The 18,240-nt window shown below is 72.7% G+C and carries 16 protein-coding genes; 9 read left to right on the top strand and 7 right to left on the bottom strand.

The window, feature by feature from the left end; translation table 11 throughout:
- Positions 1-51: 51 nt before the first annotated feature.
- From pntB to CRP30_RS09230, 3 genes are all read right to left on the bottom strand, one after another.
- Positions 52-1,461 carry a Re/Si-specific NAD(P)(+) transhydrogenase subunit beta gene (gene pntB / locus CRP30_RS09240; RefSeq protein ID WP_097183632.1) on the bottom strand — a complete coding sequence of 470 codons (1,410 nt, stop codon included), beginning with the start codon at positions 1,459-1,461 and terminating at the stop codon, positions 52-54.
- Positions 1,458-2,987: a Re/Si-specific NAD(P)(+) transhydrogenase subunit alpha gene (locus CRP30_RS09235; RefSeq protein ID WP_097183631.1), complete on the bottom strand. Its 1,530-nt coding sequence runs from the start codon at positions 2,985-2,987 to the stop codon at positions 1,458-1,460. Before CRP30_RS09235 ends, pntB begins: the two co-directional genes overlap by 4 nt.
- A 139-nt stretch (positions 2,988-3,126) precedes the next feature.
- The gene (locus tag CRP30_RS09230; RefSeq protein WP_097183630.1) at positions 3,127-3,966 is read right to left on the bottom strand and encodes a leucine-rich repeat domain-containing protein; all 840 of its coding nucleotides are present in this window, start codon (positions 3,964-3,966) and stop codon (positions 3,127-3,129) included.
- A gap of 267 nt (positions 3,967-4,233) precedes the next feature.
- Here CRP30_RS09230 and CRP30_RS09225 point away from each other — a divergent pair, with 267 nt between their 5' ends.
- The 3 genes from CRP30_RS09225 to CRP30_RS09215 are packed head-to-tail and all read left to right on the top strand — an operon-like array spanning position 4,234 to position 8,001.
- Positions 4,234-6,309: a putative bifunctional diguanylate cyclase/phosphodiesterase gene (locus CRP30_RS09225; RefSeq protein WP_235003286.1), complete on the top strand. Its 2,076-nt coding sequence runs from the start codon at positions 4,234-4,236 to the stop codon at positions 6,307-6,309.
- Positions 6,306-7,187, top strand: a complete 882-nt coding sequence (locus CRP30_RS09220; RefSeq protein WP_235003285.1) for an HDOD domain-containing protein — start codon at positions 6,306-6,308, stop codon at positions 7,185-7,187. Before CRP30_RS09225 ends, CRP30_RS09220 begins: the two co-directional genes overlap by 4 nt.
- Positions 7,188-7,212: 25 nt before the next feature.
- Entirely contained in the window at positions 7,213-8,001 is a 789-nt protein-coding gene (locus CRP30_RS09215; protein ID WP_200814639.1) for an SDR family oxidoreductase, read from the top strand.
- A gap of 115 nt (positions 8,002-8,116) precedes the next feature.
- Here CRP30_RS09215 and CRP30_RS09210 read toward each other — a convergent pair whose 3' ends face one another.
- On the bottom strand, positions 8,117-9,262 hold the full coding sequence (locus tag CRP30_RS09210) for an acyl-CoA dehydrogenase family protein (RefSeq protein WP_097183628.1): 1,146 nt from the start codon (positions 9,260-9,262) through the stop codon (positions 8,117-8,119).
- A 1-nt stretch (position 9,263) separates the two neighbouring features.
- Positions 9,264-10,439 carry an acyl-CoA dehydrogenase family protein gene (locus CRP30_RS09205; RefSeq protein WP_097183627.1) on the bottom strand — a complete coding sequence of 392 codons (1,176 nt, stop codon included), beginning with the start codon at positions 10,437-10,439 and terminating at the stop codon, positions 9,264-9,266.
- A 170-nt stretch (positions 10,440-10,609) separates the two neighbouring features.
- Between CRP30_RS09205 and CRP30_RS09200 the strand changes: the two genes are divergently transcribed.
- The 4 genes from CRP30_RS09200 (at position 10,610) to CRP30_RS09185 (ending at position 14,667) form a co-directional block, all read left to right on the top strand.
- Positions 10,610-12,073 (top strand): mannitol dehydrogenase family protein, encoded by a 1,464-nt coding sequence (locus CRP30_RS09200; RefSeq protein WP_097183626.1) that lies wholly within the window; start codon positions 10,610-10,612, stop codon positions 12,071-12,073.
- A 95-nt stretch (positions 12,074-12,168) separates the two neighbouring features.
- Positions 12,169-13,161, top strand: coding sequence for a GlxA family transcriptional regulator (locus tag CRP30_RS09195; protein ID WP_097183625.1), 993 nt, complete (start codon positions 12,169-12,171; stop codon positions 13,159-13,161).
- Between the two features lie 28 nt (positions 13,162-13,189).
- On the top strand, positions 13,190-13,789 hold the full coding sequence (locus CRP30_RS09190; protein ID WP_097183624.1) for an HD domain-containing protein: 600 nt from the start codon (positions 13,190-13,192) through the stop codon (positions 13,787-13,789).
- Positions 13,786-14,667, top strand: coding sequence for an MBL fold metallo-hydrolase (locus tag CRP30_RS09185; protein WP_097183623.1), 882 nt, complete (start codon positions 13,786-13,788; stop codon positions 14,665-14,667). The genes CRP30_RS09190 and CRP30_RS09185 overlap by 4 nt, the downstream gene beginning before the upstream one ends.
- Here the strand turns inward: CRP30_RS09185 and CRP30_RS09180 are convergent.
- Entirely contained in the window at positions 14,640-15,812 is a 1,173-nt protein-coding gene (locus CRP30_RS09180) for a 4-hydroxybenzoate 3-monooxygenase (protein ID WP_097183622.1), read from the bottom strand. The two genes, CRP30_RS09185 and CRP30_RS09180, sit on opposite strands and share 28 nt — an antisense overlap.
- A 50-nt stretch (positions 15,813-15,862) precedes the next feature.
- Positions 15,863-16,639, bottom strand: a complete 777-nt coding sequence (locus tag CRP30_RS09175) for an IclR family transcriptional regulator (protein WP_097183621.1) — start codon at positions 16,637-16,639, stop codon at positions 15,863-15,865.
- 68 nt (positions 16,640-16,707) lie between these two features.
- On the opposite strand from CRP30_RS09175, the gene pcaH reads away from it, so the two are divergent.
- Complete coding sequence (gene pcaH, locus CRP30_RS09170; RefSeq protein WP_097183620.1) at positions 16,708-17,454, top strand: protocatechuate 3,4-dioxygenase subunit beta; 747 nt, start codon at positions 16,708-16,710, stop codon at positions 17,452-17,454.
- Between the two features lie 76 nt (positions 17,455-17,530).
- Positions 17,531-18,187, top strand: a complete 657-nt coding sequence (gene pcaG / locus CRP30_RS09165; RefSeq protein WP_097183619.1) for a protocatechuate 3,4-dioxygenase subunit alpha — start codon at positions 17,531-17,533, stop codon at positions 18,185-18,187.
- Positions 18,188-18,240 lie beyond the last annotated feature (53 nt).

Genomic DNA, 18,240 nt, shown 5'->3' with positions numbered 1-18,240 from the left:
AGGCCCTCGCGGCGACAGAAGACAGGGGTCGCGACGAGGTCACACTGCCCGTCAGAGGGCCTTGAGGATGTCCTCGACGCGCTCCCGCGCATCGCCGAAGAGCATCCGGCTGTTCTCCCGGAAGAACAGCGGGTTCTGCACGCCCGCGTACCCGGTGCTCATCGACCGCTTGAACACGACCACGTTCTTCGCCTCCCACACCGTCAGCACCGGCATGCCGGCGATCGGGCTGCCCGGGTCGTCGGTGGCGGCCGGGTTGACGGTGTCGTTGGCCCCGATGACCAGGACGACGTCGGTGGCGGCGAAGTCGTCGTTGATCTCGTCCATCTCGAGGACGACGTCGTAGGGCACCTTCGCCTCCGCCAGGAGCACGTTCATGTGCCCGGGTAGACGGCCGGCGACCGGGTGGATCCCGAACCGGACGTCGATGTCCTTGGCCCGCAGCTTGCGCGTGAGCTCGGCGACCGCGCCCTGTGCCTGCGCGACGGCCATGCCGTAGCCGGGGGTGATGATGACCGACGAGGCCTCGCGCAGCAGGTCGGCGGTGTCCTCGGCGGTGATCTCGGTGTGCTCGCCGTAGTCGCGGTCGTCCGCGGAGACGCTGCCCTCGTTGCCGAACCCACCGGCGATGACCGAGAGGAACGACCGGTTCATCGCCTTGCACATGATGTAGGAGAGGTAGGCACCCGAGGAGCCGACCAGGGCGCCCGTGACGATCAGCAGGTCGTTGCCCAGCAGGAAGCCCGACGCGGCCGCGGCCCAGCCCGAGTAGCTGTTCAGCATCGAGACGACGACCGGCATGTCGCCGCCGCCGATCGAGGCGACCAGGTGCCAGCCCAGCGCCAGGGCGACCAGCGTCACCGCCGAGAGCACCAGCAGGTTCGGCTCGACGACGAACACCACGGTCAGGACGGCGAAGGCGACCAGCGCGCCCAGGTTGAGGGCGTTGTGCGCCGGCAGCATGAGCGGGTTGCTCTTGATCCGGCCGGACAGCTTGAGGAACGCCACGATCGAGCCGGTGAAGGTGACCGCGCCGATGAAGACGCCGATCACCACCTCGGCGGAGTGGATGCCCAGGAGGTTGGGAGCGACCTCGGTCTGCTCCTCGACGTCGGCCTCGACCGACAGGTAGCCGTTCCAGCCGACCAGCACGGCGGCCAGGCCGACGAAGCTGTGCAGGATCGCGATGAGCTCGGGCATGCCGGTCATCTCGACGCGGGCGGCCCGCCAGAGACCGATCGCGGCGCCGATGACCATGGCGACGACCAGCAGCCCGATGCCGACGCCCGAGGCGCTGCGGGTGGCCAGGCCGATGGTGGCGGCCAGCGCGATGGCCATGCCCGCCATGCCGTAGGCGTTGCCGGCCTTCGCGGTCTCGTGCTTCGACAGGCCGGCCAGGCTGAGGATGAACAGCAGCGCGGCGACGATGTAGGCGGCCGAGGCCGCCGTGGTCGCGGTCATCGGGTGAACATCCCCAGCATGCGGCGGGTCACGGCGAAGCCGCCGAAGACGTTGATGCTGGCGACCAGGATCGCGATGAAGGCCAGGGCCGTGACGAGCCTGTCGTCGTGGCCGATCTGCAGCAGGGCGCCGACGACGATGATCCCGGAGATCGCGTTCGTCACCGACATCAGCGGCGTGTGCAGGGCGTGGTGCACGTGCCCGATCACGTAGAAGCCCACGACGACGGCGAGGGCGAACACCGTGACGTGCTGGATCAGCTCGTTGGGCGAGAACGCCGTGATCGCGAACAGCACCGCGGCGCCCAGCCCGACGAGGGCGAACCGCCGGCCCGGTGGGGGTGGCGCCTTCGGAGGAGCCGGTTCCACGGCCGCGGCGGCGACCGGCGCCGGGGCCGCGGACACCTGGACGGGCGGCGGGGGCCAGGTCTTCTCGCCCGCCCGCACGACGGTGATCGCCCGCTGGACGACGTCGTCGAAGTCCAGGACCAGCTGGCCGTCCTTGGCCGGGGTCAGCAACGTGAGGAGGCTGACCAGGTTCTGCCCGTAGAGCTGGGAGGCCTGGGCCGGCAGCCGGCCGGGCAGGTCGGTGTAGCCGATGATCGAGACGCCGTTGCCGGTCACCACGATCTCGTCGGCGACCGACCCGGCCACGTTCCCGCCCTGCGCCGCGGCCATGTCGACGATCACGCTGCCCGACCTCATCGACGCGACCATCTCCTCGGTGATCAGCCGGGGCGCGGGACGGCCGGGGATCAGGGCGGTCGTGATGATGATGTCGACGTCGGGGGCCTGCTCGGCGTACATCTGCGCCGCGCGGCGGTTGAAGTCCTCGCCCATCTCGCGCGCGTAGCCGTCCGCGCTGACCTCGGCCTCGCCGGCCGGCACGGCGACGTACTCACCGCCCAGGGAGCGGACCTGCTCGGCCACCTCGGGGCGGACGTCGGTCGCCCGGACGATCGCGCCCAGGCTGCTTGCCGCGCCGATGGCCGCCAGCCCCGCGACGCCGGCACCCGCGACGAGCACCTTCGCGGGCGGCACCTTGCCCGCCGCCGTCACCTGCCCGGTGAAGAACCGGCCGAAGACGTGCGCCGCCTCGATGACCGCCCGGTAGCCGGCGATGTTGGCCATGGAGCTGAGCACGTCCATGGACTGGGCGCGGGAGATGCGGGGGACCGCGTCCATCGCCAGCGCGGTGATCGGGCGCGCGGCGAGGGCGTCGACCAGGTCGGGGTTCAGGCCCGGGCTGAGCAGGCTGACCAGCGTCGCGCCGTCGCGGAGCCGCGGGATCTCCTCGACCGCCGGTGCGTTCACCCGCAGCACGACGTCGGCCTGCCAGGCGTCGTCCGCCGTCCCGACGGTGGCGCCGGCCTCGGCGAAGGCGTCGTCCGGGAAGCTGGCCGCGGCCCCCGCGCCCGACTCGAGCACCACCTCGTAGCCGAGGGCCACCAGCTTCTTCACGGTCGCGGGCGTGGCGGCCACCCGTGTCTCGCGCGCGCGGGTCTCCCGCGGAACTCCGATTCGCACGTGGCGCTCCAATCGGCTGGCGGGCGTCGTTGCCCGTCACCAGTGGGGTGGACGGATCATGCACGGGAAACGAGCACCGGGCCTACGAGGAAAGGCGGATGTGACCACTGCCACGGGATCGACCCTGGGCGTGGAGTGATCAGGCCAGGCCGTTGACGCTGACGCCTGCGGCGCGGAGCTGGTCGATCCCCGTGACCAGGGTGCCGTCGGTCTCGTCCAGCCCGAGGTTCACCAACGACCGGGCACGCAGCAGCGGCGTGAGATCGGTGACGGGGTTCGCGCCGAGCTGCAGCTCCTGCAGGAGCGGCGCGTCGGCCAGGCCGCTCGCATCGGTGATCCGGTTGCCGAAGACGTCGAGGATCAGCAGCGTCGGGATCGTGCCGAGCGGCGCCGGATCGGCGATCCGGTTGCGGGAGAGCCGCAGCGTGTCGAGGGTGGGCAGCCCGGCCAGCGGCGAGACGTCGGTGATCGCGTTGCCCGAGAGGTCGAGCTCGCGGAGCGCGTCGTGCCCGGCGAGCGCGCCGATGTCGGTGATCTCGGCGGCGGCCACGCCGAGCGCGTTCAGCGTCGTGGTGCCGGCCAGCGGGCTCAGGTCGCGGACCGGGTTCTGCGACAGGCCGAGGTCGAACAGCTCCAGCCCCACCAGCGGGGAGAGGTCGCTGACCGCGTTGGCGGTGAGGGTGAGCGTCCCGAGCCGCGTCAGCGCGGCCACCGGCCCGAGGTCGGAGATCTCGTTCCGCGAGACGTCGAGGACGCTCAGGGACGACAGCTCGCCGATGCCCTCGAGCGAGCGGATCGGCCCCTCGACGGACGTGCCGCCCACGCAGCGGAGCTCCTCGACCGCGCCGAGATCGGTCTCCGACGCGTCCGCCGCGGCACCGGGCAGGCCGGTGGCCGCTGCCACGCAGGCGGCCAGGGCGGGGTCGGGGAACAGCTGCCCCAGCGGCTCGGGAGACGGCCCGCCGCACCCGGTGAGCACGGTCGCGAGCGTCAGCGCAGCGACGGCAGCGGCGCGGGCGGGGAAAGCGGACAGGACGGCACCTCCTGGTCGGAGGCTAGTTCCGGCGCCGTCCCGCCCCGGTCCGGCGCGCGGGAAGGCGGCCGGGGCTTCCTCCCCCCATCGGGGGAGCCGACGGCGTTCGGGTGAAGGGAGGGGGGTGCTCGCGCCGATCCAGACCTCAGCGGGGCTCCGTGCCCCTGCAGCTGGAGCAGCCCGGCGACGTGTGGAGCAATCGGAGGGAGGACCGTGTCCGCCTGGATCAGCGAGCCCGAGGAAGACATGGTGCCGCCGGAGATCGTCTCCACGGTCTTCTACAGCGCGACCGTGAGCGACAACCTGGCGCTCCTCGTCGCGGAGACCGTCGGTACGACCCAACGGCTGACCTGGGGCAACGAGGGCGCCGTCCAGCTCCTCGGCTACGGCCTCGAGGACCTGCGCATCATGCCGGTCGCCCACCTGTTCCCGAGCCTCGGCGGCGGTGAGCTCAAGCTCCTGCTGCGCCGCGAGCGGGCCGCGCGCATGACCCTGCCCGTCCGAACCGCCAGCGGTGCCGAGGTCGAGGCCGTCGTCATGACGACCCCCTCGCCGGGCGGACGCATGTGGACCATCCGGGTCCTGTCCACCGCCAACGAGCAGGAACGCGCGCTGCGGGCCACCGCCGATGCCCACGAGCGCCGGTTCTCCGCACTGACCGAGCGCTCCCCGATCCCGACCCTGCTCTCCGAGCAGGGCATGCGCCTGGCCCACGTGAACGACGCGTTCTGCAGCCTCGTCGGGCTGCGCGCCGAACAGTTGCTCGGCACCGGGTGGATCGACACGGTCCACCCCGACGACCTCGACAGCGTCATCCAGCAGGTGTCGGCGGCCCTGGACGGCGACGAGGTGGAGACCCAGGCCCGGCTGGTCCGGGACGACGGCAGCGTCCGGATGACGGTGATCCGCTTCGCCCACCTCTTCACCCCGGGAGTGGGCGCCGGCTTCGTCGGCACCATCGAGGACATCACCGACCGGCTGGCGTTCGAGGCGAAGCTGGCCCACCAGGCCAACCACGACCCGCTGACCGGGCTGCCCAACCGCACCCTGCTCGCGCAGTACGTGGCCGGGCGGTTCACCGCCGGCACCAGCGGCCTGGCCTGCCTCTTCCTGGACCTGGACAACTTCAAGGTCGTCAACGACTCCCTCGGCCACACCGCCGGCGACGAGCTGCTCGTGGAGGTGGCCGAGCGGCTGCGCGCCACGGTGCGACCCGGCGACCTGGTCGCGCGGTTCGGTGGGGACGAGTTCGTCGTCATCTGCGAGAACGTGGACCAGGACGCCGCCGTCGCCCTCGCCGGCCGGGTGTCCGAGGCGCTGTCGCGGCCGATGCGGCTCGGTGGCGTCGACATCCGCCCCTACGCCAGCGTCGGCGTCACGGTCCAGACGTCCGAGCACGTCGCCGCCGAGGAACTGATCCGCGACTGCGACATCGCGATGTACCAGGCGAAGGCGAGCGGGAAGGGGCGGGTCACCGTCCTCGACCAGCAGGCCCGCGCCGAGGCGCGGGACAAGCTGCGCCTGGTCACCGAGCTGCGCGACGCGATCGAGCGCCGCGAGATCCAGATGTACTACCAGCCCATCTTCAGCACGCGGGACGGCCGGCCCGTGGCCGTGGAGTCCCTCGCCCGCTGGACCCACGCCGAGCGCGGCCCCATCAGCCCGGTCGTCTTCGTGCCCCTGGCCGAGGAGAGCGGGCTCATCATCGGCCTCGGGCGCCTCGTCCTGGACGAGACCTGCCGTCAGCTCGCGGAGTGGGACCAGCTCCTGGGGCCGGCCGCGCCACGCCGGGCGAACGTCAACGTGTCGGCGCTGCAGCTCGACGACAACCTCGCCGCGCAGGTCGCCGACGTGCTCGAGCGCCACGGGCTGGCGCCGTCCCGCATCCAGATCGAGATCACCGAGTCGGCGCTGATGAAGGACCCGGCGTCGGCCCGGGAGGTGCTCGACCAGTTGCGCGCTCTCGGCGTGGAGCTCGCGATCGACGACTTCGGCACCGGCTACTCGTCGCTGGCCTACCTCCGGCACCTGCCGGTCGACTGCCTCAAGGTCGACCGCTCGTTCGTGGCGGAGCTGTCCGACGGGCACTCCGAGATCGCCTCGGCGGTCATCGCCATGGCCCACAACCTCAATCTCTGCACCGTGGCCGAGGGGGTGGAGACCCTGGAGCAGGCCGAGGAGCTGACCCGCCTGGGCGCGACGTACCTGCAGGGCTTCAGCCTCGCCCAGCCGATGACCGGAGGGCACACCGCGGCATGGTTCGCGGCCCACTCGGAGGAGGACGCGTGACCGTCACCCCGTTCCCCGGGGCGGACACCGCGCCGGGGCCCGTCTTCGACATCGAGGTGATCCTGGCCGGCATCGACACGATGGCCGTCCAGAAGCCGGTGGCGGCCCAGATCGTCTCGGTCGCCAACTCCGACGACACCGACGCGAAGACGCTGGCCCGGATCCTGTCCTCCGACATCGCCCTCGCCGGCCGGGTGATGAAGCTGGCCAACTCCGCCTACTTCGGCATGCGCGGACGGGTGACCTCTCTGCAGTTCGCGGTCACCGTCGTCGGCTTCACGACCGTGCGCACGATGGCCACGGTCGCGCTGACCAACATGAACGACGAGTCGAAGCTGCCGGAGAACTTCTGGGACGTCACCACCAGCCTCGCCCTCGGTTCCTCGGCCCTGGCGCCCCGGTTCGGCGAGCGGCCCCCGGACGCGCTCTGCCTCGGGCTGCTCGCGCAGCTCGGCGCCGCGCTGCTGCACCACAACGACCCCGAGGGTTACGCGGAGATCGTCTCCGCCAACCCGGGCTTCCGCGCCCGTCGTGCGGCCGAGACCCGCCGCTACGGCATCAACAGCCTCCGGCTCACCGCCGTGGCCCTGGAGCAGTGGGGGTTCCCGGCGGTGCTCACCACGCCGCTCAAGGAGATCGACGACTACCAGACGCCGGACGGCGCCCTGCTGCGCGCCGCCTTCGAGGTCGCCGCCCGACTGACCATCGAGGACTACGAAGCCGTCCCGATCACCCGGCTCACCGTCGGCCGGCTCCGGGAGGACGACCTCGTGCCGATCCTCGACCTGGTGCGCAGCGAGGCCGCCGATCTCAAGCGGGCGATGCTCGGTCAGCCCGCCGACGACCCGGACGCCAACCCGGAGGACTGGGTCTTCTGAGCGGCGTGCGGTAGGTGTTACCCCCGTGAACACCTTCCGCCGCCGTCCCGGATCCATCCTCGTCAGCGGCGCCGCGCGAGGCATCGGTCGGGCCACCGCCGAGCTCTTCCTCGCGCGCGGCTGGCGGGTGGGCCTGTACGACGTCGACGGGGCGGCCGTGACCGAGGCCGCGGCCGGGCGGCCGGACGCGGTCGCCGGCGTCCTCGACGTCCGGGACGCCGCGCAGTGGCGCGCTGCGCTGCAGGGGTTCTGCGGGGACGGCGGGCTCGACGTGCTGGTGAACAACGCCGGCGTGCTCTCCTCGGGTCCCTTCACCGGGACCGACCTGGACAGCCACCGGCGGATGGTCGACGTCAACGTCACCGGGGTGGTGAACGGGGCCGCGGCGGGGCATCCCTTCCTGCGCCGCTCCCCGCGCGGGCTGTTGCTGAACCTCTGCTCGGCGTCCGCCCTCTACGGGCAGCCGACGCTGGCGACCTACGGCGCCACCAAGGCCGCGGTCAAGTCGCTCACCGAGGCGCTCGACCTCGAGTGGCGGAGGGACGGCGTGCGGGTACGCAGCCTGGTGCCGCTGTTCGTCGCGACCGGAATGGTGTCCCGCGACGGCGTCCACGCTGCGAGCGTCGCCAGCCTGGGGGTGCGCCTCACCGCCGACGACGTCGCGGTGGCGGCCTGGAAGGTGGTGCACGAACGGCGTCGTCCGCTCGCCTCGCCGCACCGGCCGGTGGGCCGGCAGACGAAGGCGCTGGCCGCGCTCTCCGCGGTCACGCCCGACTGGGCGAACCGCATCGTGGTGTCCCGCCTCGCCCGCTGAATGGAAGGACCCCCTGCTCTCCACCACTCGCACGCTCGTGGCGGGCCCCTGCAGGGGGCCACGGGGCGACGGAGCCCCGCCCCCCGCGAGGGGACGGGGCTCCGTCGGGCCGTGATCAGGGTGCGTAAGGGGCACCCAGCGGGTCGACGGTGTCGTAGCTCGCCACGTTCTGGGCCAGCCGGTCGGCGGCCCAGTCGCCGTCGCCGAGCAGGTGGTCGATCGCGGTGAGCCGGCTCGTGTAGTGGCCGACGGAGTACTCCGCGGTCACGCCGATGCCGCCGTGCAGCTGGATGGCCTCCTTGCCGATGTGCCGGCCGGCGCGGCTGACGGTCAGCCGGGCACGGTCGGCGGCCTGGACGACGTCGCCGCCGGCCTCCTGCACCATCGACGCCCACAGCGCGAGGCTGCGGGCCAGCTCCAGCGACACGTACATGTCGGCCGCCCGGAAGGTCAGCGCCTGGAACTTGTTCAGGGTGACGCCGAACTGCTTGCGCGTCTTGAGGTACTCCGCCGTGGTCCGCAGCGCGGTGTCCATGGCGCCGATGGCCTCGTGGCCGTAGGCGATGCGGGCCTCCGCCAGCGCCCGCTCGATCGCGGGCGTCTGGTCACCCGATCCGAGGGCGACGGCGGGCGTGCCCTCGAAGCGGACGTTCGCCGCGCGGGTGCCGTCGTGCGTGCGGTAGCCGGTGCGGGTGAGCCCGGAGGCGTCTCCCTGGACCAGGAACAGCCCGGTGCCGCCGTCGACGACGGCGCTGACCACCAGCACGTCGGCGCGGGCGCCGCTGGGCACCGGCTCCTTGACGCCGGTCAGGGTCCAGCCGTCGCCGCTCTGCGTGGCGGTCACGGCCTCGGCGGCCGGCGTCCAGCGGGTGCCGGGCTCCGCGTGCGCGAAGACGGCGATCGTCGTCCCCTCGGAGATGCCGGCGAGCAGCTCGCCCTTCTGCTCCGCGGAGCCGACGGCGGAGATCAGCCCACCGGCCAGGACGACGGTCTCGATGAACGGCTCGGGTGCCAGCACCCGCCCGATCTCCTCGGCGACGATTGCCACCTCGACCGGGCCGGCGCCCATGCCGCCGTCCTCCTCGGCGAACGGCAGCCCCAGCAGGCCCATCTCGGCCAGCCGGGACCAGGTCTTCTCGTCGAAGCCGGGGTCGGTCTTCACGACGGTGCGACGCTGCTCGCTGTCGGAGTACGCGCGGGCCAGCAGGCCGCGCACCGCTTCCCGGAGGTCGTTCTGCTCGCTGTCGTAGTCGAAGTTCACGTCACAGTCCCAGGATCGAGCCGGCGATGATGGTGCGCTGCACCTCGTTGGAGCCTCCGTAGATGGAGACCTTGCGGTAGTTCAGGTAGTGCGGCGTCGCGACCCGCGCCCAGTCCGGGACGTCGGAGCCCTCCTCGGCGAAGGACGCCAGGGAGAGCGGGCCGGCGATGTCGACCAGCAGTTCGGTCGCGGCCTGCTGCAGCTCCGAGCCGCGGAGCTTGAGCACCGACGACGCGGGGTGCGGCTTGCCGTCGGCGGAGTTCGCGGCGACCCGCAGCGCGGTCAGCTCGAGCGCCAGCAGGTCGTTCTCGATCTCGGCGATGCGAGCGGCCATCCGCGGGTCCTCGGCCAGCGGCCGGCCGCCGGACGTGATCTCCCGGGCGTGCGCCTTGGCCTGGGCCAGCATGCTCTTGGTCGAGCCGACCCGGGCGATGCCGACCCGCTCGTTGCCGAGCAGGAACTTGGCCATCGTCCAGCCCTGGTTCTCCTCGCCGATGAGGTTCTCGGCGGGCACCCGGACGTCCTCGAAGAAGACCTCGTTGACCTCGAAGCCGCCGTCGATGAGCTCGATCGGGCGCAGCGTCACCCCGGGGGTGTCCATCGGGAAGACCAGCAGCGAGATGCCGCGCTGCTTCTTCTCCGCGGTGGGGTCCGTGCGGACCAGGCAGAAGATCCAGTCGGCGTGCTGACCGAGCGTGGTCCACGTCTTCTGGCCGTTCACGACCCAGTCGTCGCCGTCGCGCACGGCGGTGGTGCGCAGCGACGCGAGGTCGGAGCCGGCGTCGGGCTCGGAGAAGCCCTGGCACCACCAGATGTCGAGGTTCGCCGTCTTGGCCAGGAAGCGCTCCTTCTGCTCCTGGTTGCCGAAGGCCGCGAGCACCGGGCCGATCATGGACGTGTTGAAGGCGAGCGGCTCCGGCACGTTGGCCAGCTGCATCTCCTCGCGCCAGATGTGGCGCTGCAGCGGCGACCAGTCCTTGCCGCCCCACTCGACCGGCCAGTGCGGCACGGCCAGACCGGCGGCGTTGAGCACGCGCTGCGCCTCGACGTACTCCTCCTTGCTCACGTGCCGGTGGGCCGCGACCTTGTCGCGGATCTCCTGCGGCACCTGCGTGGTGAAGAAGGTCCGCATCTCCTCCCGGAAGGCCTCGAGCTCCGGGGACAGCTGCAACCGCATCGATCCTCTTTCCTCGACGGTGGCCGCTCCTGTGGTGCCGCCGTCAGCGTTCGGGTCGGGCCGACGATCCCACATTCCGTACCGGCCGGTAGCTCCGGCCCGGGAGTCGGTGTGGCGGGAAATCCGGGGTCCTGCCGTTCCGGCGCGCCCGGAGCGGGCATGGTGTCCCCGTGACCCCCCTCTCCGAGCGCTCCCTGCGGTCGCTGAACGAGCAGGTCCGGACGCCGTCCTACGACCGGGGCCAGGTGCGCGCCGGCATCGTGCACCTCGGGGTCGGTGGCTTCCACCGCTCCCACCAGGCCATGTACCTCGACCGGCTCATGGAGCAGGGGCAGGCGCTCGACTGGGGCATCTGCGGCGTCGGCGTGCTGCCGGCCGACCGCAGGATGGCCGAGGTGATGGCCGCGCAGGACTGCCTCTACACCCTCCTCGTCCGGCAGGCCGACGGCTCCGTCGACGCCCGTGTCATCGGTTCGATGGTCGAGTACCTCTTCGCCCCGGACGATCCGGAGGCCGTCGTGGCGAAGATGGCCGACCCCTCAACTCGGATCGTCTCCCTGACCGTGACCGAGGGCGGCTACAACACCTCCGCCGTCACCGGCCGGTTCGACGACGAGAACCCCGCGGTGGTGTCGGACCTGCGTTCCCCCACCGCCCTGCGGACGTCGTTCGGGCTGGTCACCGAGGCGCTGGCCCGCCGTCGGGAGCGCGGGATCGTGCCGTTCACCGTCCTCTCCTGCGACAACATGCCCGGGAACGGCGAGGTGGCCCGGCTGAGCTTCGGGTCGTTCGCGGGCCTCCGCGACCCGCGGCTGGGCGACTGGGTCGAGCGCCAGGTGCCCTTCCCGAACTCGATGGTCGACCGGATCACGCCCGCCACCACCGACGCCGACCGGGCCGAGGTGGCCGAGCGGTTCGGCGTCGAGGACCGGTGGCCCGTCGTCTGCGAGCCGTGGACGCAGTGGGTGCTGGAGGACTCCTTCGCCGACGGCCGCCCGCCGTTGGAGGAAGCCGGGGTGCAGCTGGTGGAGGACGTCGGCCCCTACGAGCTGATGAAGCTGCGACTGCTCAACGCGGGCCACCAGGTGCTGGCGCAGCCGGGCCGTCTCGCGGGTCTCGCCTACGTGCACGAGGCGTGCGGCGACCCGCTGCTCCGCCGGCTGCTGCAGGGCTACCTGGAGCAGGAGGCGGCGCCGACCCTCGCTCCCGTGCCGGGCATCGACCTGGGGGACTACCGGGCCGAGCTGGTGGGCCGGTTCAGCAGTCCGGTCATCGCCGACACCCTCGACCGCATCTGCGCCGAGGCGTCCGACCGGATCCCGCAGTTCCTGCTCCCGGTGCTGCGGGCGAACCTCGCCTCCGGCGGGGAGATCCGGCGCTCGGTGGCGATCCTGGCCGCCTGGGCCCGGTCCGCGGAGGGCGCGGACGACGACGGTCGGCCGATCGCGCTCACCGACTCGCGGGCCGAGGCGCTCCGCACCCGCGCCCGGTCGGAGGACCCGCTCGCGTTCGTCGCCGACCGCGGTCTCTTCGGCGACCTGGTGGACGACGACCGCTTCACCACCGCCTACCGCGAGACGCTGCACTCGCTGCGCACCCGCGGCGTCCGCCCCACCCTCGAGGCTCTCGCCTGAGCCCCGGGAGGCTGCGCGTGAGCAGCCCCCCTGATGGCGGAAACTGACACAGACATGTCATTGCCGCCGTCGCGGCCGCCGGGCATGGTCGTCCCATGACCGACCCCCGGCGAGTGGCTGTCGCCCTGTTCGAGGGCGTCGAGATGCTGGACGTCAGCGGACCGGCCGAGGTGCTCGCCACCGCCACCCGGCTCCTGGCCGTCCAGGGGCGCCCCGGCTACGCGGTCACCCTGGTGGCCGGGAGTCTGGACCCGGTGGTCACGTCGAACGGCATCCGCGTGCTGCCCGATGCCACCTTCGCCCAGCTGACCGGTCACTGGGACACGTTCGTCGTGCCCGGGGCCCTGCGGCCCACGGGGGGCCTGCCGGACGCCGTGGTCGCCCCCGAGGTGGTCGCCTGGCTGGCCGGCCGGGCCCCGGACGCCGACCGCGTCGCCGCCGTCTGCGCGGGGGCCCGGATCGTGGCCATGGCCGGACTGCTCGACGGGCGGGCGGCGACGACGCACTGGGCCGTCGCCCCCGCCCTCGCTGCCCAGCACCCCGAGATCGAGGTCGACCCGGACCCCATCTTCATCCGCTCGGGCAACGTGTGGACCTCGGCCGGTGTCACCGCCGGCATGGATCTCGCTCTCGCGCTGGTCGAGGCCGACCACGGCCGCGCGGTCGCACTCGCAGTGGCCCGGTGGCTGGTGATGTACGTCAAGCGGCCCGGCGGTCAGAGCCAGTTCAGCGTGGCGCTGTCGATGCAGCGGCCGGAGCGGGACGACGTCGCCGCGTTGCCCGGTTGGATCGCCGACAACCTGGCGGCCGACCTCTCCGTGCCCGCGCTGGCCGCCCGGGCCCGCCTCAGTGCGCGTCACCTCGCCCGGGTGTTCGCCGAGCAGGTGGGCAGCACACCCGCAGCATTCGTCGAGGCCGCCCGGGTCGAGGGTGCGCGTCGACTCCTGGAGGACGGCGAGGACCCCCTCCCGGCTGTCGCCCGGGCCTGCGGATTCGGCTCGGTGGAGACCCTTCACCGCTCGTTCCGGCGGCGGCTCGGCGTCACTCCGGCGCAGTACCGGGCTCGCTTCCGGTCATCGACGGCATGACGCGGCTCCCAGACCTGGAGGTGGCACCGTGATCCGGTCGACGCGACCGGACACCCCGCTGGCTGATGCAGCCGAGGAGCTGCTGCGGACGTCCTCACCGCCGGTCCTCGTCGCGCACTGTCTGCGGACGCATGCGTTCGCCACGGCGCTCCTGGGGCGGGCGAACCGGTCGTTCGACCCGGAGGTGCTCTTCGTGGCCGCCGCGCTCCACGACCTCGGTCTCTCCGCGCCGGGGGAGGACGGGACCGCGTCGTTCGAGCTGCGGGGTGCGCTCCTGGCCCGCGAGGCGGTCATCCGCGCGGGCGGCGAGCCGCCCGCGGCCGACCTGGTCCACGATGCGGTCGCCCTGCACCTGGAGCTCGACGCCGCCGACGATCCGCGGCCCGAGGTCGCCGGGGTGCACCTGGGCGCCGCCGCGGACGTCCTCCGGCTGCGCCTCGACGACCTTCCCGCGGAACTGGTCGGCGACGTGCTCGAGCGCTGGCCGAGGGAGGGGTTCACGGAGTACCTGGTGAGGGCCATGAGGCGGGAGGCGAAGACCAGACCGAGCTCGCGCGTCGCCGAGCTGGACCGCGAGATCGGCTTCATCGGCCTGATCGCAGCCGCTCCCTTCGGGGCGCACCGATGAGCGCGCAGGCCACCTGGATCGGCACGGCGACGGTCCTCGTCGAGCTCGGGGGCCTGACCCTCCTGACCGACCCCGCCTTCGACCCTCCGGGAACGCCGCAGTACTTCGCCGTTCCCGGCTCGGCGATGCGCATCCTGCTGCGACGCACGGCTGGCCCGGCGATGGCTGTCCAGCAGCTGCCGCCGATCGACGTCGTGCTGCTCAGCCACGACGGGCACGCCGACAACCTGGACACGAGCGGACGACGGCTCCTCGGCTCGGTGGGCCGCGTGCTCACGACGCGCTCCGCGGCCCGGCGTCTCGGGCAGCCGGCGGTGGGCCTCGCTCCGTGGGAGAGCCACGTCGTCCGGGCCGGGGAGGTCCGTCTCCGGGTGACCGCGACGCCGGCCCGGCACGCACCCGACGGGTGGTCCGACGTCGCCGGCGAGGTCGTCGGCTTCGTCGTCGAGGTCGTGGACGACGGCGCCCGCCGAGAGCCGGTCCTCTACTTCTCGGGGGACACGGTGCCCCACCCGGAGCTCGAGGAGATCGGCAGGAGATTCGGCGTGGACGTCGCATTCCTGCATCTGGGCGCGGCCCGCTTCGCGGCGGCCGGGGACACCCCGTTCTCCCTCGACGCCGACGAGGCCGTGGCGCTCGCCCGGTCCCTGCGCGCCCGTGCGGTGGTCCCGATCCACGTGGACGACTGGGAGCACTTCACCCTCGTGCACGACGACGTGGTGGCGGCGTTCGACGCGGCCGGGCTCTCCGCCGTCCTCCGTTCACTGGCGCCCGGTGTTGCGACCGGGTTCGTCGGCCGAGGAGGTGACGCAGCTGAGGATCCAGCAGGCCGACCGGCGGGGTCGGCGGGTCAGCGGTCGAGGGGGAGACCCGTGTAGTTCTCGGCCAGCTCGCGGGCGGCGGCTTCCGACGAGCACACCCGACGCAGCTGGGAGAGCTGCAGCTCGGCGTCGAAGTCGTCGCCGGAGCGGTGCAGCATCGAGGTCATGAACCAGGAGAAGTGCGTGCACCGCCAGACGCGGGCCAGCGCCCGGTCGGAGTAGCTGTCGACGAGGTCGGTCTGCTTCTCCTGCAGCAGCCGGACGAGCGCCGTGGCCAGCAGCGTCACGTCGGCGACGGCGAGGTTGAGCCCCTTCGCCCCGGTGGGCGGCACGATGTGCGCGGCGTCGCCGGCCAGGAAGAGCCGGCCCCGGCGCATCGGGGCGCTGACGAAGGAGCGCATCGGCAGGATCGACTTCTCCGTGACGGTGCCGGTGTTGATCTCCCAGCCGTCGAGGGCGAAGCGCGTCGCGAGGCCGTCCCAGATCCGGTCGTCGGACCAGTCCTCGATCTTCTCGGTCGGATCGACCTGCAGGTAGAGCCGGGAGACCTTCGGCGAGCGCATCGAGTACAGCGCGAACCCGTCCGGGTGCCACGCGTAGATCAGCTCGTCGGTGGCCGGTGCCGCGTCGGCCAGGATGCCGAGCCACGCGTAGGGATAGGTGCGCTCCCAGGTCCGCCCCGTGGTGCCCGCCTGCACCGCGGCCCGCGACGGGCCGTGGAAGCCGTCGGTGCCCGCGATGACGTCGCACTCGAGCACCTGCGCGTTGCCGTCGGCGTCGGTGAAGCGGATCCGCGGGCTGTCGGTGTCGACGTCCTCGGGGGTGACGTCGGAGACCTCGAACAGCAGCGGCGGACCGCCGTCCAGCTGGGCCTTGATCAGGTCCTTGGTGACCTCGGTCTGCCCGTAGACCCACACGGTGCGCCCGCAGAGCTCCGGGAAGTCCAGCTTGTGGCGGGTGCCGGGGTACTGCAGGTAGATGCCGGAGTGCTCGAGGCCCTCGCGGTGCAGCCGGTCGCCCAGCCCGGCGTCGGTCAGGGTGTCGACGGTGTGCTGCTCGAGGATGCCGGCGCGGATGCGGGCCTCGACGTAGTCCCGCGACCGGTTCTCCAGGACGACGTTGTCGATGCCCTGCAGCGTCAGCAGCCGGGAGAGGAGCAGGCCGGCGGGGCCGGCGCCGATGATGCCTACCTGGGTGCGCACGGGCCGAGTGTGACTGGCGCCGGTGGTCGCTGAGAAGAAGTCCCTTCCGGTCAGCGGAAGTCGCGGGTTCTGGTCAGCTCGCGGCCGATGCCGCGCGCGGCGACCTCGAGCACGGGCACCAGCCGGGGCAGGTCCCTCCGGTGCGGGGGGACGACGATGCCGAGCGCGGCCACGACCAGCGGACCGTTGCTCCGCTCGAGCTGTACCGGCACGGCCAGCGAGGCGGCGCCGGCGGACATCTCCTCCGACGTCCGCGCGTACCGCCGCCGGCGCACCTCGGCGAGCTCGCGGCGCATCCGGCCCGGGTCGACCAGCGTGTGCCGGGTCTGGCGGGTGAGCGATCGCAGGGCCCTCTCGACGACGTCGGTGGGGGCGGCGGCGAGCAGCACCTTGCCGACGCCGGTGGCGTGCAGCGGGAGCCGGCTGCCCACCTGGCTGACCATCGGCACCGACTCACGACCGGAGACCCGCTCGACGTAGAGCGCCTGCAGACCCTCGCGGACGGCGAGGTGCACGGTGTCGCGGATGGTGTTGTGCAGGTCCTGGAGGAACGGGGCGGCCACCTGCCGCAGCTCCATCTGCACGGGCGCCAGCAGACCGAGGTCCCAGAGCTTCCGGCCGATCTCGTACCGGCCGTCCGCCCGGCGGGTCAGCGCGCCCCAGCCCGCCAGCTCGCCGAGCAGCCGGTGGGCCGTGGCCAGGGGAGTGCCGGACCGCTCCGCGATCTCCGAGAGCGACAGCCGGGGGGTGGCGCTGTCGAAGGCGTCGAGCAGGCCCAGCGCGCGCGAGGTCACCGAGCGCCCCGGCGCGCCGCTGTGACCGGCCATGTGCACTCCTCCCGGCCAGTGGAAAGCTGAGCTTGGGCAGAGTAGCCCGGTCGCCGTACGGTCCCGGCATGACCGGGACCACATCCGGTAGCGGGCTCCACCTGCCGAGCTACCTGCGCGAGGACGACTCACAGCGCACCCCCGTCGGGTTCCCCGACTACCGGAGCACGGGCCTACGGGCGCCGCTGCGTACGCCGATCGACCTGCCGCACCGGCTGACCGAGGTCACCGGACCGGTGCTGGGCGAGGACCGGGTCCGGCCCGAGGACGCCGACCTCACCCTGCGCAACGGCGGCGAGGCCGTCGGGCAGCGGATCCTCGTCTACGGCCGGGTCCTCGACAGCGACGGGCGCCCGGTGCCGGATGCGCTGGTAGAGGTCTGGCAGGCGAACGCCGGCGGTCGCTACCGGCACGTCGTGGACGTCTTCCCGGCGCCGCTGGACCCGCACTTCGACGGGCTGGGCCGGGTGATGACCGACAGCCTGGGCCGCTACGAGTTCATGACGATCAAGCCCGGCGCCTACCCGTGGGGCAACCACCACAACGCCTGGCGACCGGCGCACATCCACTTCTCGCTGTTCGGGCGGGCGTTCACCCAGCGGCTGGTCACCCAGATGTACTTCCCGGACGACCCGCTGTTCGGCCAGGACCCGATCTTCAACTCCATCCCGGCCGCGGCACGGCACCGCGCGATCAGCCAGTTCCGCCTCGAGCGGACCGTGGACAACTGGGCGCTCGCGTTCGAGTGGAACATCGTGCTGCGCGGCAGCGGCCAGACCCCGTTCGAGACCGAGGACGACGGAGACGTGGCGTGATGACAGCCGAGGGAGCATCGCAGCGAGGAACGAGCGAGGAGCGGACCGAGGCGCGGAATCGCGCAGGAGGTGTGGCGTGACTGTGAACCCCCTCGACGTGCCGGACGTCACCGAGCCCTACCAGCCGCTGCCCGGGCGGAGCCGCAGCACCGGCTTCCTGACCGAGCCGCTGCGGCTGGGCACCAGCCCGAGCGCCACGGTCGGCCCCTACCTCGCGATCGGCCTGACGTGGCCGGACGGCACGTGGGCGGCCGACGAGGGTGTCGAGGGCGGCATCTGGATCCGCGGCCGGATCGTCGACGGCGCCGACCAGCCGGTCCCGGACGCGATGGTGGAGACCTGGCAGGCCGATCCCGACGGCGGCTTCCCGTCGCCGGAGGACCCGCGCGGCGCGTCGTCCTACCCCGGCTTCCGCGGATTCTCCCGGGTGGCCACCGCCTCCCCGCCCGGGGAGTTCGCCGTCCACACCCTGAAGCCCGGCCGGGTGCCGGACGGCGAGGGCGGTCTGCAGGCGCCGCACATCGACGTCTCGATTTTCGCGCGCGGCCTGCTGGACCGCGTCGTCACGCGGATCTACTTCGCCGACGAGGCCGAGGCCAACGCCGAGGACGTCGTCCTGCGCGGGCTGCCCGAGGAACGGCGCGGCACGCTGCTCGCCGAACGCACCGACGACGGCTACCGCTTGGACATCAATCTGCAGGGCGACCGCGAGACGGTGTTCTTCGCGGTATGAGCGCACCGTCTGACGGCGGCTCCGGTATGAACAGCCCCGTGACCGGGACCTGC

Source organism: Blastococcus haudaquaticus, from assembly GCF_900230285.1.
Lineage (GTDB): Bacteria > Actinomycetota > Actinomycetes > Mycobacteriales > Geodermatophilaceae > Blastococcus_B > Blastococcus_B haudaquaticus.
The sequence above is the reverse complement of the archived record's forward strand: the minus strand, read 5'-3'. Positions and strand labels throughout refer to the sequence as shown.

Bases quoted from the DNA above. Each gene is read 5' to 3' on its own strand.
- CRP30_RS09185 (WP_097183623.1), top strand. From the start codon at position 13,786: ATGAGCGCGCAGGCCACCTGGATCGGCACGGCGACGGTCCTCGTCGAG.
- CRP30_RS09195 (WP_097183625.1), top strand. From the start codon at position 12,169: ATGACCGACCCCCGGCGAGTGGCTGTCGCCCTGTTCGAGGGCGTCGAG.
- CRP30_RS09175 (WP_097183621.1), bottom strand. From the start codon at position 16,639: ATGGCCGGTCACAGCGGCGCGCCGGGGCGCTCGGTGACCTCGCGCGCG.
- pcaH (WP_097183620.1), top strand. From the start codon at position 16,708: ATGACCGGGACCACATCCGGTAGCGGGCTCCACCTGCCGAGCTACCTG.
- pntB (WP_097183632.1), bottom strand. From the start codon at position 1,461: ATGACCGCGACCACGGCGGCCTCGGCCGCCTACATCGTCGCCGCGCTG.
- CRP30_RS09205 (WP_097183627.1), bottom strand. From the start codon at position 10,439: ATGCGGTTGCAGCTGTCCCCGGAGCTCGAGGCCTTCCGGGAGGAGATG.